This is a genomic window from Metabacillus sp. RB-C-LZQ-3-1 (assembly GCF_058315175.1).
In genome coordinates this window covers 144774-159467 of sequence record NZ_JBZFLI010000010.1, presented here as the reverse complement: position 1 = coordinate 159467, position 14694 = coordinate 144774, and the positions used below count along the sequence as shown (strand labels likewise).

The following is a 14694-nucleotide window of genomic DNA, read 5'->3' as shown; positions in this document are numbered from 1 at the left end:
TTTAATACTTATTATCTTAATTACTATCTTTAATACTGATTTATTTAACAGTTATTATTAACTTTCTCTCTCCAGTATATTGGTCAATTAGAGCCTTTTGTTTAAAGTGGAATTTTTGTAGAAATTTTTTCCTAATACCCTCAGCCCTTGAGCCACAAGAGTTTGAGCCTCCTAAAAAATTTTAAAAACTTTACCTCAGATACTTTAAGATTTAGCAGACTTTCTCTGTAGCTCCCTCATGTATGTTATCCAAATTGGTACAAAGAGCAGCTATCTCACCTCCTGATTTAAGGTAGGGGGGGAAATTCCCACCATCAGCCAGATCCTGCTCCTGAGGTCTGCTGTCTATATTCTGTCCTGACCTCTACACAAATTATGTGTGAAGCTGACCATCCATAATGGATGATTAGTAAAATAACTTAAAAAAAACTCATCCACCTACTTTAGATGCCCTCTCTCAGTCAGACAATAGTATGAGCTGGAGTTGTTGCAAAAAAGAGAAATCTTTAACCTGCAATAACTACAAAAATAAGAGGAGGATGAACAGCATGAGAAAGAATAAGCATGACAGGACTAACTATGAGAATTATCTAGCAGGATATGCTCAGTATAAGGCTGAGAAAGCTAAGGCAAAAGCTGAGGCTACTGCTAAGGATAAGGCTCAAGATACTGCTCAGAATGTAGCCCAGGCAGATAAAGATATAAGGTAGGTAGGAAATTTCCCACCATCATAAATTTCCCACCATGATAAAAACCTTACACTATAGTATTTATAGTATCTATAGTAATTATAGAAATTATAGAAACAAAAGAGACAGTAATTAGTTAATACAAAAATATAACTACAAAGATATAAAACTACAAAATTAATACAAAAGGGGATAATGGTAATGAGTACAAAAATAAAGAAAGATATTATTACAGAGGCTAAAGAAACATTAAAAAAGCAGGTAAAAGAAAAAGGCTTAGTTGCTCAGCCTCCTGCTGTTACTTTGAATGTAGTACAGAAAGTAGATGCTGATGGGGAGCTGTACAATGATGGAGCTATAAACTTTAAGCTAGACTTTGTAAGAGAGGGAGGACTAGCAGAGATTAAGCCTACTGCTTTTAAGCTATTGTTTGCTCTTGCATCTTGTATGGATGAGGAGGGCTTTACTTTTGCCTCTCAGCAGACTCTAGCAGATATTGTAGGGCTAAAGGACAGGAGACAAGTAGCTCAGATCATTAAGAATGAGCTGTTAGATAAGCAGTTTGCAGGTAGGACTCTCTTAATTGGAGATATGTTTGTTAATCCTAAGACTAATAAGCCTTTTTACTTGTATCATCTTGTTAATGCTGAGTTAGCTTTTGAGGCTTATGTTCCTGATGATGAGGAAATTATTCTGGATGATGATATTGATAACTTTTTAGATGCAGATGATGCTTTTGAAGAAAATGATACAGATAGTGTTGTAGATAAAAAAGAAAAGGAGGAGGCTAGTCCTACAGCAGATGATGCAGAGGATAGCCTTTTTATTATGCCTGTGATTGTAGAGGATGAGGAGCAAGCTCCCTATAATAACATTAGATTAGAAAATGAAAATGTGACTGACAAAGATAATACAGAGGAGGATAATACAATGACTGAGGATATTTTTAAGGACTTTCTAGAGGATGCTAGGGAGTTTAAGGATGCTCCAGATATTAAGCCTGTTGAAAAAGCTCCAGAGGCTAAGAATGTTGTAAAGTTTAAGAGAGGTAAAGAGACAGCAGAGGCTAAAGCTAATGCAGGAGCTAAAAGGTTTAAATCAGAGAGTATAGATGCTGATAATGATAAAGCTCTAGCATTGTTTGGACTATAAGAAAATATTTAGGATGCTCACTTTAAAGAAATAGCTACAGACATATATAGAGTTGTAAGGGAGTTGAGATATACTCTCTTGCATCTCATTCTGTAGTTATTTTTGTAGTTACATGACTTCTCAGGAGAAATTAGCAAAGCTAGTTAGGATATTAGGCTTTTTACCTTATTAAAGCTATTTAGTCTAATATTCTCTCTAGCCTCCTTAAAGTCACTCTATTAGTATCTATTAGCCTATGTTTTCTTTAATTTCTTTCAAGGCTTTAAAAACCTAATTCCAGAGTCTAGCTTGTTCCTATGTTGGAGCAGGTTAGGCTCTCTTTTTTTGTTTATAGGGGGATGATTTTTATATAGGGGAGGTACTTTTGAGACAGTTTTGAGACAGTTATGAACCTTGATACCACTACATATAGTAGCTTGTGTGTAAGTTATCCACAGGTTTAATACAAGATGTAGTATGTACCTAAAATACCCAAGAATCCAACCCTTTCCCTGCCTCTCCCTGTCTCTGATACTTTAATAGGATAAAGCATTGAATAAACCCTCAGCCCTTGCCCTGACTGCATTTACTGCCTCTCCTCTGTCTTATCCTTTCTGTTGTAAAAAGAGGAATAAGAGGAGCATCCTGTGCCTCCTGCTGTGTAAATAGTGTAGGGCTATGCTGAGGGATAACAAAGGGATACCTATTTTGAGACAAGGATATGAGACTGTCTGAGATACTGATACTGCATCTGCTTATATTGTCAGAAAAAAGGTTTCAATAAGTGTAGTTTTTGAGACCAATGTAAAAGCAGTAATACAGCATGATGCTTATGCTATAGTTGTAGTCAAGTGAATATAAATCTGTTTAGTTTTAAAGTGGAAATTTCCCCCTCCCCTTTGGGGGAACACTCCCTATCCTGAGATGAAAGTCCTGAACAAATTATACAAATTCCTTTTTAAGCAACTCAGGAGGCTACTCAAGCTGTTACAGTACCTGACAGCTCCTGAAATGCTTATCAATGGAAACTAAATAGAAATACCCCACCTTAAAAATGGGCAAAATCTTATAAAATTTTATCATCCTATTTTTTCAAACTCAGAGGAAGGATTGTAAAATAATAAAAGTAATGCCCTATGAATATAGATTGTAGGACTTTTTTATGGAGTTTGTCATCTCTCTTAAAATAAGTTGTTTCTTTTGGTCAGGAAGGTGACAACATAAGATTAGTAAATCCACTAAGTCTGAATGTTCCTCAGCAATTTCTTGCAAGTAATCCCTGCCAAACTCTTTCATTACAGGTAACAGGCTGGACATATTAATGGAAATCTACATCAATTTTCTTTCTATTTGTTTGAGTTTGCTTAGGCATAGTGACTTCTAGAACACCATTTTTATAAGTAGCTTTTATACCTTCCTCAGAAACAGGAGATGGCAGTGTGATAGCTCTGTGAAAGCTACCTGTGTATCTTTCTCTTCTATGCATATTCTCTTCTTTAATCTCATTTGTTCTGTTAATTGAGCCACTAATTTTCAATACATTATTTTCAATATCAATGTTTACATCTTCTTTACTCTGTAAGCCTGGAATGTCACAAGTTGCTACTACCTCATTATCTGTTTCATGTACATCAACTCTTATATTTCCTAATTGGTTCATATCATTACCAAAATCAAAAGGGAAATCATTGAAAAATCTGTCCAATTCTCTTCTCATGTTAGATAAATTTCTAAATGGGTCATAAGGTATTAATGCCATTTGTTTCAACTCCTAAGTAGTTTTTAACACAAAGTATTATTTGCATTTACCATGTAGTTATTCATTTAATTTATAAGCTGTTGTATCAGTGTTAGAAAATGAATCCTATAAAAAAAAATGAGAACCCATCAGCTCTCATTTTTCAACATCTTTAATATTCTTCTTACCCTAAAGTTAGTCCTTGCTGAAAATATCATCAGTATGATTGTATAGATAGTTGTTAGGACTAAGCCTATAATAGCAGAATAATACATGGTATTTATTTTCTTAATAAATCTAAATTTATACATAAGTTCACCTCAATTATAGTTTCTAATAAAAAGTGAAATCTATGCAAAAAGAGAGAATTTTTCTCAACTCTCCTTATATTTATCAGTATCTACAGTAATTAGTACCAAACTAACTCCCTCAGGTACTAGAATATCCCCAGCCTTACTTGCAGTAGGCAAAGTCTCTCCTTGATCCTCAGCATAGCCTAACATCAGTCCTAAAACATCCTCAGCCATCTCTACAGCCTCTTTAAGAGTACTGCCATCTGTAAAAACATTGTCTAAGTCAGGAAAAGTAACTATAAAAGCTCCATCCTCATCTTTTTCAATAAGTGAATAATAGCTATATACAGCCATTCTCATGACCTCCCCTTTTGTATGTATCAAATAATTAGAGGAGAGCAAAAGCCCTCCTGTTGTTAATGCTTATTAGTTTTCACCTCATAGCCAAATAGCTGAGACTTTTCATCAGGAGTCCACTTACCATCTCTAATCCTACTCAAGCCCTGATACAAAGAGCCACCTATAATATTCTCTAGCCATTTAGAGCATTCAGTCATAGTATTAAAATCATGTAAGTATACTCCATTTTTATACAGTGAATACTTTTTATGTTCCATACCATCACCTAACCTTTTTTGCTTAATTTTTTCAAGTTCTATTATCTACATCTATCACTAATTGTAAAGGGGATAGTTATTTAAAAATTTATGTGGAATGGGAGAAAAAAAGAATCTACCTGTGTCTGTAACCTGGTCTATTTCCCCAAACTATTGGATTAGTAATAAAATCAATAGATTCATTAAAACTCCTTGAGTTAAAGAAGATAACATCTTTACTTTCAAAGTATCCTCTAATCCTTTCAGAAATAGCCTCCTTTTTGTCCAAATCAAATATTCCATAGGCTATTACATCTATTTTAGAATCTTTAATTGCCTCAACTATATGTCTATCAGCAGACTCACTCAATTCATGTCCAAAAATAGTTAAATGTCCTTTTCTACTTTTTAAAGCCTCATAACAATATCTTAAATATCTATTAGACTGAATTTGTTCTAATTTATCTTCCCATTTACCCTCAGATACATAAAGAGGTATATTGTTTTTGGACATAGATTCAGTAACAGCATCAATAAGAAATTGATGTGAACCCTTTTTAACTTTCTGTATTAGATTCTCTTTATTAACAAACAAGTGTAATCCACCATGTAAATAATATAAGTTTAAGGAATTATTAATACTCTCTGGTACAAAGTTTAAATATAGTTTCCCATTGTTTCTAAAAAAATCATTAATAACTCTTTGCTGTTTAAGTAACTTAATATGTAACCAATAGGGGATTAGGTCATAGTTAGTAGTAAAGATACTCTTTTTAAAAATTTTAAAGGTATTATTTAATTCAATGTCACTATTTAATTGTAATTCATAGTTTTCAGGATGTACTTTAATCACTGCTTGTATTAAGGCATTCTTAATCCTTTCATAACTCTGTAAAAGTTCATATACCTCATAATTAAATATCTGATTAATGTGTACTGCCTTTATTATATTTTCCAAAACCACTTCAAAATTAGTTGTGTTTAACTGTTTAAATAACATTCTATCTCTGATCTCAAGGGATTCCTGCTGTTTTTCATACAAAGATGTATAATTAAAATCTCTCCATATACCAATTGAGAAACCATTACCTATTAATAAATGCTCAGTTTTTATTCTTCCAGTTTCATAGAGTTCTTGATAACTTTCTATCATAATAAAAATCCCCTTCTCAATGATCTGTCCTTTAATCTTAGCAAAAAAGGATTATTTGTTATACTTCCTATTTATAGAATTATCATTATTTTCCAATGATATGATATAATTTTCTTATTAAAAATCTAAAGGAGAAATGAAATGCCTTTCCTCAAGGATAACCAGTTAATATATATAAATACTAAAGTTGATGATCATTTTGAGAGATTTACTTATGAAAATGTAAATAGATATATAGATTTTTATGATGATATAAAGTTTCCAGTATTTAAAGAGTTATTTTCTTCTATCCATTTCTATCTTAATTATTTATTTAAATTCCTAAATGGTAAGTTAAAGAGTAACAGGCATTATAATGCTCATGAAAGTAGACAATTAATGTTTTTAATAGATGAAATATTTTCAATGCAATCAACTTTAAAAGGTTCAGATTATTATTTTTCTGTAATTCCATACTACAAAGAGATATTAGATAGGTGTGATAAATTTCTTGTAGAAAGTAGTGGTAGTACTATTCCTGGGGATTTTGAATTGATAAATATAATTGATGCTGAACCAATCTTTACATTTGAAACAGGGGTAACCATAAATAGAGTAGACAGAAAAGTGTCCTTTCCTACAAAAGCAATTGGTACTGGTTCATATGCCACTGTTCATAAGTACAAGGATGACTACTATGATAGAAATTTTGTTATAAAAAAGGCTAATAAAGATTTAACTCAAGATGAGTACCAGAGATTTAAGAGAGAATTTGAGGAAATGAAAAAGTTAAAATCTCCTTATGTTATTGAGGTATATCATTTTGATGAAGAAAAGCAGCAGTATGTCATGGAGTTTGCAGATGATACTTTAGATTCATATATTCAAAAAAACAATGGTGTTATGGAAATTAAGGAAAGGGTAGGTCTGGTTAGACAGATATTAAGGGCTTTTATTTACATTAATGGTAAAGGTGTTTTACACAGAGATATAAGTACTAAAAACATATTGATAAAAAAATATGATGATTTGAATGTAATTAAAGTATCTGATTTTGGCTTAGTTAAATTAGAGGATAGTGTATTAACTAATAAAAATACAACAATAAAAGGGTATTTTAATGATCCTAAATTAGAGTTAATTGGGTTTGACAAATATAATATTCTCCATGAAACATATGCTTTAACTAGAATTGTCTATTTTGTAATGACTGGAAAGACCAAATTGGATTCTTATAAAAATAATGAATTCAAGAAATTCATTGAGAAGGGTATATCAGATGACCTAAACAGTAGATATAAAGATGTTGAAGAGTTACAAGATGCTTTCAACAAAATAGTACATATTTTATCCTAAGTGATAATATTTTTTAAAAAGGATAATCCTATATTGAATTATCCTTTTTTATTGCTTATTAGCCTAATTTTTCTTTTATCTTTCTGTATAGTGTAGCCTTACTTACTCCTGTAATATCAGTAATCTCTTTTACTGTATACTGTCCTGTTTCATACAGCTCTAGTGCATATTCTACCTTACTAGCTTTAACTTTTGGTCTACCAAATTTAACTCCTTTAGCCTGAGCAACCTTAACTCCTTCTTTAACTCTCTGAGTAATCATCTGCCTTTCCATTTGTCCTAAAGCTCCCATAACTGTAAGGAGAAAATCTGACAAAGGATTTTCAGATGTAGTATCTAGCCAACTGTCATTTAAACTTTTTAAAAAAGCATTTTTGCTTTTTATTATCTCCACTATTTCAAGTAAATCTTTAGTTGATCTTGAGAGTCTATCAATGCTAACTATGAGGACTGTATCCCCTTCCTGTAGCTCCTCTAGCATCTTGTCTAGATTAGGTCTTTGCCTTTTTGCTCCTGACATTCTATCTGCATATAAGACCTCAGCTCCTGCCTCCAATAACTGAGCCTCCTGTCTGTCAAACTTTTGAGAGTCTTTCTCTGTACTTATTCTCATATAGCCTACAATCCTGCCTGTATTAGCCTTTGTCTCAAAAGTAGTTTCATAAGTCTCAGGTTGAGCTATTTCCTCTATATGAGCCTCCTGAGCAGTCTCAGTTACTGTCTCAAAAGCAGCCTCAAAAAGCATCTCCTTAGTAACAAACTTAGGATATTTACCATCTTTAATAATAAAAGTCCTGCCTGTAGCTTTACCATCTTTATAGCTGTTGTAGCTAATGCTGTTTTTTCCATAAGAGTTAAATACTCTTTGCTTACCATCTAGGCAGGTAATAACTTTATTCTCAATCTTAATCATTCTTACCTCTCCCTATATTGTATCAAAAGTATGTATCAAAAGTATATCATCAGGAATCTGAGCCTGTAAAGAGTAAAATAAAAGAGCAGGAGCATTAGCATCCTACTCAGTCTCTTACTTGTATATAACTTTTATTTCAAAGTCCTTAGGCTTTCCATCTTTGTCTGATTGTTCTTTCCAGTAATAAACTTTATCAATTACATCATGTAACAGCTTATTAGCCTTTGTAGGATTAGCATTAATATCCATAGACAAATACATCTCAATCTTAGCCTTAGCCTTTTTATGTTTATCTACCTCAGACTTAGCATCTGCTCCCTCTAAGCCCTGTAGCTCCTCCTGTATCTGTACCTGTAGCTCCTTAATGGACTTAATCTCCTCAGATGCCTCATCAGCCTCATAGATACCTGCTTTAAATCCATCCTGTACTCTTTTTTTCTGAGCCTCTAACTCATTAAATCTCTTTGTTAGCTCTTGCTGTTTAAGAGCTACTGAGCTAAGGAAAGATGTATCTCCTGCTACAATAGCCTCAATCTTTGCATCAAGTTCTACAAGATGCTGTTGAAGCTCATAGAACAGCTTTTCCTCTACTCTAGATGCCTTAACTCCATTATTTTTGCATCTTTCTCCTGTAAACTCCTGCTTAGCTCTCTGAGATTTACTAGCAAAGCAGTTAAGGATATAAAGCTCTCTCTGAGATTTATCTAAAGCCCTTCTAGCCTCTTTCTTTGTATACTTATTACAGAAAGATAATGTTTGATGACAAGAAGGACATTCTAACAATCTGGAGAGAGTGTAAACTCCTCTTTGAGAATGTTGAGGCAAAGTCCTTTTTCCTGCTCTAATCTGCTGAGCTTTCTTGTAAGTATCTGCATCTACTAAAGCAGGATGAGCCTCCTCTACATGAATAACATCCTCACCCTCTAGCTCATAATGTACTATCCCTCTATAAGCTACATTAGATAAGATGAGGGAGGTAGCTCTAGGAGTAAAATCTTTTCCTGACCTTGTTTTAATCCCTCTGAGAGTCAACTGCTCACAAATCTCAGTCTGATTAAGCCCTTCCTCTACATACATTCTATAAATATCTTCTACAATCTTAGCCTCAGTAGGATGAGGGAGGAGATGCTTTTGCTCATCTTTTGTATAGCCAAAAGGAGCAATCCCAAAATAAACTCCTTTCTTAATAGCCTGTATTCTTCCTCTCCTGAGCTTTCTCTTTGTCATCCTCATAAAATGGTTATCCATCTCTGACTGTATACCTGTTACAAATACATCCTCATCATTCATAAAGTTATAAGTCTTATTCAATGTATAGAGCTGTAAAGCCTCAGCTCTCATAAACCTTACAAAAAGTCCAAAATCTGTCCTGTCTCTTGTTATCCTGTCCTGATCTGTACAAAGGACTCCATCATAAATATTTCTTTTAAGCTCCATAAGCATCCTTTGAAACTCAGGTCTATTCCAGTCCTCTGAGCTACCTTCCTCAGAAAAGACCTCATAATCCATGTTATTCTTTTCTGCATAGTCAATAAGTAGTTCTAACTGTCTTTCTATCTCCATTGAGTCAGCATCTTTAAGCCTTGACTTCCTGACATAGATAGCTACTAGCTTTTTATTTTTTGTCTGCACCATATGCAAATGTTCTCCTCTCTCTATCCTGAAAACTGTAAGCATATTGCTTAGTCTATTATTTATTATATAAATTTTTTGATAGGTTGCAAGATTTATTACATAGGAAGCTCAAAGGTATCTCGCATACATTGACATAAATAATAACTACTGCTCATAATAATTAGGTATTAATAAGATAGGAGTTTTTAAGATGAATAAACAAGTAACCAAACCCAAAATCAGTATTAAAAATGATGCTTGGGAGGCTTATCTAGATGTAGAGCAGTATGGTAAACAAACTTTATCCAGTATAGAATTTACTACCACTCATCTCTGTAATATGAGATGTGCTCATTGTGCTGTAGGACATACTCTTGTAACTAAGGACTCTGAGGCATTACCTTTAGAGCTTATACTGCAAAGATTAGATGAGGTATCTACCTTGAGGACTATGAGCATTACAGGAGGAGAGCCTATGCTGTCCTTAAAGTCAGTAGAAAATTATGTATTACCTTTATTGAAATATGCTCATAGCAGAGGCATCTATACTCAAATAAACTCTAATCTTACATTAGACTTAGACAGATATAAACTCATAGCACCTTATATAGATGTATTACATATTTCTCATAATTGGGTAACAGAGGATGAGTTTATAGATACAGGATTTGCCATGATGGAAAGAAAGCCTACAAGGGAACAAAGAAAAGCATTGTTTGACAGGATGATAAGTAACTCTAAGGCTTTATCAGATATGGGAGTTTTAGTATCTGCTGAAACCATGATAAACAGCAGGACAGCTCCTCACTTAGAAAAAATTCATAAGCAGGTAGTTGAGGAGATGGGATGCCAAAGGCATGAAATTCACCCTATGTATGATAGTGGATATGTTAGTATGACAGCATCCAATAGGTTGCAAGATTCATTACATACCATGTATCCAAGTGATTTTGCCAGTTCATTAGAAACTCTGTCTCTTCCTGAAATGCGCAAAGCAATCCATCACTTACTTGATATTAGAGATGAAAATACCTGGATGTTATTCGGTACTTTACCATTCTACGCATGTACCGAAAACACAGAGGATTTAGCTCTCATCAAGCGGCTAAGAGAAAGTAAAAACGTCACTGTCCGAAATGACCCAGATGGCCGCTCACGTTTAAATGTGAATATTTTTAATGGAGATATTATCGTGACAGACTTTGGCGATACACCAGCACTTGGAAATATCACTGAAAACACGCTTCAATCTGCTTATTCTAAATGGATGGATTCAAGTATAGCTAAATCACTAAACTGTCATTGTCCATCTGTCCAATGTCTAGGTCCGAATGTACTTGTAAAGAATAGTTATTATCGTGACGTAGACTTTACAAAACGAAAATCAAAGATTTAAGGTGACAATATGGATCAATTAAGGGAATTTACGCAATTAAAGGTTTTTGACATTATCCTTGTTGCAGCAGTTTTAGTCATCAGTGTTATTGTGATTAATTTTATCGTTGGTAAATTTTTTAAGAAGACGAATTTTATTGAAGAACGAAAAGAAAAAACAATTGAAAGTTTGATCCGTTCATTAACAAAGTATACAGCCACAATCAGTTTTATTTTGTATCTTCTTTCTCAATTTGTTGATAATTTTGGCTCTATCCTAGCTGGAGCCGGTGTAGCTGGAGTTATTATTGGCTTTGGTGCTCAAAGTCTGATTAAAGACATTCTTGCCGGTATGTTCATTATCTATGAAAAACAACTTCATCAAGGTGATTTTATTACGTTAAATAATACGTTTCATGGGACGGTTGAAGAAATCGGCCTCAGGTCATTAAAGATTCGTGAATGGAGCGGAAAGCTTTTAACCATCAGCAACGGCGAAATAAAACAGATTCAAAACTATAACATTGATCGGATGCGAGTGATAGAGCGCGTCGTTATTAGCTATCGGGAGGATCCGGACACTGTTTGGACAGTTCTTGAGCAGGCGTGTGAAAAAATCAATCAGGAATTTGAGTCTTGTTTAAAAAGAGATTTTCAAAACGAAATCATTGAGTCCTTTCAAGTATTCGGTATTACATCCCTTAACGGTCAATTCCGCGGCTATGAGTATACTGTTATCGGCCTGGTTGATGACCAATATTATTGGAGCACAGCAAAAGGAGCGCGAAGAATTATTGCAAAAGCTCTATTCGAGGCTAAGATTCATCTTGCTGAGGAACGAATCCTCGTGAATAAAAACGAAAAAGAGCTTTCCAATTCATAAATTGGAAAGCTCTTTTTTCATCCCATTACCTTGGTTGATCAGATGTTACAAATCCAAATGAAGCATGGTCTTGCAGTGGAATCCACGCACCAATTCCTTGTGAAGTGATGTTCTTCACGACAATACTTCTCTTATTCCCTTTTAATACCAAGTAGACTTCACCGTACGTAACTTTTCCTTTTTCATTTACAGCTGGTGCATAAGCATATAAATAGCCTAATTTCTTTGGTGGAACATTGTATACTTGATCTTTTTTCGTCCCTGCTCCGATAATCGTTTCAAAGGACAGCGGTAAATATGTTTTCTTCATTGCTTTTAGCAGCATCATTTTCTTAACATGCTCTGCTTCCGGAACTTTTGCTGTTAAACCGCCTTTAACAGACTTTTGTGCTTCTTGACGATAATGCAATTGGGTTGGTGATTTTCCACCACGATTATCTTGGTAATTTGTATTTATTTTTTGATACTCCCAATTTGTCGCAGTTTCAGTTGACTCATAATTTAACGCCCATTCTCCCAAATAAATGGTAGCCCGATAACCAAAAGCTAGTGGTGCGTCGGAAATCGTTGATTCGTTTAAAATGCGTATTAAATCAGGGTTTTCAATTGGAACCTCAGCTGTATCAATAAGCTGCTGAGTCAATTCACTCGGCTGCAGGTATGGTAAGTCTTGAGTCGGGTTTGGATACGTGTTTTCCTTTGATATTTCCATAACAGAGCCAGGAATTTTTGGTTTTTGGGTTTTTCCTTCTGCTAAAACAGCACTTGAAAAACTAAAAGATAAAAGCAAAACTAAAGAAACGAGCAATCTTTTTTTCATTGTCTTTACTCCCTTCAACATGCTTATTCTTATTGTTTTCAAGTGTTCTGCTGTTTATCCAAAAAATCCGAATCTAAGAATGGAAGTTATTGCAATGGATCTATCTCTTCAATAGCATGTCATAGCGTGCTGCAACAGGTTTTGTGAACAATTGAATAATCGGTCCAATTAAAAATGTAATTATGATCGTACCTAACCCAATCGGTCCTTGAAAAATAAATGCTAAGCATAAAGCAACGACTTCACCTATTGTTTTCGCAACCATGAAATTAAGAGAAAACCTTTCATGCAAGGAGATCATTAATTGATCAATAGGATTCGCGGGGAACTTTGTTTGCAAATACATAGAAACCCCAAGAGCGATAAAAAAGATACCAAATAACAATGAAATCACTTGTTCAAATCGTCCCTCAAGATACATGTTTTTAAAAACAACCAACAACCAAAAGTCCACAAAAAAACCGATTAGCAAAATGGTAATAACCGCTAAAAATTTTGGTTTTCCATTCGTAATAAATGCATTAATAAAGATCAATAGCACACCAATAATAAAAACCCAGCTTCCTACTGTTAACCCTATTGCATTAGATAGACCTACATTCAGTGCATCCCATGCTCCTGCTCCTAAATTTGCTTTTATTGTTAACGTTACACCCAGTCCCATAAAAAACAAACCTATTAAATAAAAAATGACTCTAATTTTCATTCTTTTGTTCCTTTCCTAACGAGATGCTATAAGAAAAGCGCAAGGCACCCGTCTGTCGGCGCCTGGAGCTAGACACTAAAACTAAGTAAAAACTTTTATACTTTCTTACCTTTTAAAATATGAGGACAACCTTAACTTTAAAACAATTTAAAAAATAAATAAACAGAAGATTTACAAATCAGCACAAATGTAGTATCATGAATGCATACGAAAAGTGTCCATTTAATTTTCGGATCTTTTTGCAAGCGTTACCAATTTCTCTAGTTATCTGTTTCGTCCTACACAAACTATAGGACTCTGTGTATTCCATACACAGAGTCCCTTTTTTTATTCTTTCAGATTATTCACCCTGGGAGCAGATAAAACCCGATTCCCATAATAATATAAGCAGCTAGTAAGGTTGCCCCTTCAAACCAGTTTGTATCTCCATCATTTGTAATCGAAATCGTTAACAGAACAGCAGTAGCCATTGAAATTAACTCAGGCAATGTGAAAACGAGCGGCATTTTTTCGGTAAAGAAAAGTGAGATCAAAACCAGCAGCGGTGCAACAAACATAGCAACCTGTAAGGTAGAACCAACCGCAATTTCTACAGCAATGTTCATTTTGTTTTTATAAGCCATAATAATGGCTGATGCATGTTCTGCAGCATTCCCGACAATCGCTACGATAATTACACCGATAAATAATTCAGACCAGCCAAACCTTTCTCCAACCGTCTCAAAGGTATGAACTAAATTCTCGGAAACATAAGCTACTGCTATAGTTGAAAGTAATAAAATAGCTAAGGCTTTTCCTTTTTTCCACTCAGGCTCTTCATGTTCCTCCACCACATCGGTTTTATGCTGATAGACTCCTCGATGTGTGACTAACTTAAAGAATAATGCCGCTAAATATAGAATAATTAAGATAATTGAAATTCCAATACTTAAAGAAATGGTGTTGGCAGGACCCATATCTGTTGCAAAAACCTCAGGAATGACAAAGGCAACAATGACAGCAAAGATTAATAAGCCTGAATTGTGTCTTGCATCGTAAATATTAAATTCCTGACGCTTAAATTTCAGTCCGCCAACAAAAAAGCTCAAACCTGCAACAAGAAGTAAGTTTCCCAAAACAGAACCTGTTAGCGATGCTAATACAACACCCACGAGCCCTGCTTTCAAAGCAAAAATTGAGATAATGAGCTCAACTGCATTTCCGAATGTCGCATTCAACAAACCGCCTATTCTGGGACCAGCTACAATCGCCAAGCTTTCCGTTGCTCTGCCCATAAATCCTGCTAGTGCAATGATCGTTAAGCAATACACCACAAACATTAGAACTGATGGCCAATGCATAAGACTTCCTATTATTGATAGTGGGACGCCAAGCAAAACAAAGATCGTGAAAATACGATTAACCATACAACCTCACCATTCCTCATTCAGTTTATGAAGTTTAAAAAGC

At 34.4% G+C, this 14694-nt stretch carries 13 protein-coding genes; 5 read left to right on the top strand and 8 right to left on the bottom strand.

Going from position 1 to position 14694, the window contains the following annotated elements; all coding sequences use genetic code 11:
• The first annotated feature begins 548 nt into the window (after positions 1 to 548).
• Both AC4GZ8_RS16650 and AC4GZ8_RS16645 read left to right on the top strand, forming a co-directional pair.
• A complete protein-coding gene (locus AC4GZ8_RS16650) occupies positions 549 to 710 on the top strand; it encodes a hypothetical protein (RefSeq protein WP_491083015.1) in 162 nt (53 codons plus the stop codon).
• Positions 711 to 890: 180 nt separating this feature from the next.
• Positions 891 to 1841: a helix-turn-helix domain-containing protein gene (locus tag AC4GZ8_RS16645; protein ID WP_491083014.1), complete on the top strand. Its 951-nt coding sequence runs from the start codon at positions 891 to 893 to the stop codon at positions 1839 to 1841.
• Between the two features lie 1297 nt (positions 1842 to 3138).
• Here the strand turns inward: AC4GZ8_RS16645 and AC4GZ8_RS16640 are convergent.
• From AC4GZ8_RS16640 to AC4GZ8_RS16630, 3 genes are all read right to left on the bottom strand, one after another.
• Positions 3139 to 3579: an Hsp20/alpha crystallin family protein gene (locus tag AC4GZ8_RS16640; RefSeq protein WP_491083013.1), complete on the bottom strand. Its 441-nt coding sequence runs from the start codon at positions 3577 to 3579 to the stop codon at positions 3139 to 3141.
• Positions 3580 to 3932: 353 nt separating this feature from the next.
• Entirely contained in the window at positions 3933 to 4205 is a 273-nt protein-coding gene (locus AC4GZ8_RS16635) for a type II toxin-antitoxin system HicB family antitoxin (protein WP_491083012.1), read from the bottom strand.
• Between the two features lie 378 nt (positions 4206 to 4583).
• Positions 4584 to 5600, bottom strand: a complete 1017-nt coding sequence (locus AC4GZ8_RS16630; protein ID WP_491083011.1) for a DUF4917 family protein — start codon at positions 5598 to 5600, stop codon at positions 4584 to 4586.
• A 141-nt stretch (positions 5601 to 5741) separates the two neighbouring features.
• On the opposite strand from AC4GZ8_RS16630, the gene AC4GZ8_RS16625 reads away from it, so the two are divergent.
• Complete coding sequence (locus AC4GZ8_RS16625; protein ID WP_491083010.1) at positions 5742 to 6935, top strand: protein kinase domain-containing protein; 1194 nt, start codon at positions 5742 to 5744, stop codon at positions 6933 to 6935.
• 58 nt (positions 6936 to 6993) lie between these two features.
• Here the strand turns inward: AC4GZ8_RS16625 and AC4GZ8_RS16620 are convergent, their stop codons facing one another.
• Positions 6994 to 7848, bottom strand: coding sequence for a recombinase family protein (locus AC4GZ8_RS16620; protein ID WP_491083009.1), 855 nt, complete (start codon positions 7846 to 7848; stop codon positions 6994 to 6996).
• A 114-nt stretch (positions 7849 to 7962) separates the two neighbouring features.
• Positions 7963 to 9483: a recombinase family protein gene (locus tag AC4GZ8_RS16615; RefSeq protein ID WP_491083008.1), complete on the bottom strand. Its 1521-nt coding sequence runs from the start codon at positions 9481 to 9483 to the stop codon at positions 7963 to 7965.
• A 190-nt stretch (positions 9484 to 9673) separates the two neighbouring features.
• Here AC4GZ8_RS16615 and yfkAB point away from each other — a divergent pair, with 190 nt between their 5' ends.
• Both yfkAB and AC4GZ8_RS16605 read left to right on the top strand, forming a co-directional pair.
• Positions 9674 to 10858 (top strand): radical SAM/CxCxxxxC motif protein YfkAB, encoded by a 1185-nt coding sequence (gene yfkAB, locus AC4GZ8_RS16610; protein ID WP_491083007.1) that lies wholly within the window; start codon positions 9674 to 9676, stop codon positions 10856 to 10858.
• Positions 10859 to 10867: 9 nt separating this feature from the next.
• The gene (locus AC4GZ8_RS16605) at positions 10868 to 11719 is read left to right on the top strand and encodes a mechanosensitive ion channel family protein (RefSeq protein WP_491083006.1); all 852 of its coding nucleotides are present in this window, start codon (positions 10868 to 10870) and stop codon (positions 11717 to 11719) included.
• Positions 11720 to 11744: 25 nt separating this feature from the next.
• On the opposite strand, the gene AC4GZ8_RS16600 is transcribed toward AC4GZ8_RS16605, so the two are convergent.
• The 3 genes from AC4GZ8_RS16600 to cax all read right to left on the bottom strand — a co-directional run bounded on the left by AC4GZ8_RS16600 (position 11745) and on the right by cax (position 14651).
• Positions 11745 to 12539 carry a YfkD family protein gene (locus tag AC4GZ8_RS16600; protein WP_491083005.1) on the bottom strand — a complete coding sequence of 265 codons (795 nt, stop codon included), beginning with the start codon at positions 12537 to 12539 and terminating at the stop codon, positions 11745 to 11747.
• A gap of 100 nt (positions 12540 to 12639) precedes the next feature.
• Positions 12640 to 13245 (bottom strand): YczE/YyaS/YitT family protein, encoded by a 606-nt coding sequence (locus tag AC4GZ8_RS16595; RefSeq protein WP_491083004.1) that lies wholly within the window; start codon positions 13243 to 13245, stop codon positions 12640 to 12642.
• A 344-nt stretch (positions 13246 to 13589) separates the two neighbouring features.
• The gene (gene cax / locus AC4GZ8_RS16590) at positions 13590 to 14651 is read right to left on the bottom strand and encodes a calcium/proton exchanger (protein WP_491083003.1); all 1062 of its coding nucleotides are present in this window, start codon (positions 14649 to 14651) and stop codon (positions 13590 to 13592) included.
• Positions 14652 to 14694 lie beyond the last annotated feature (43 nt).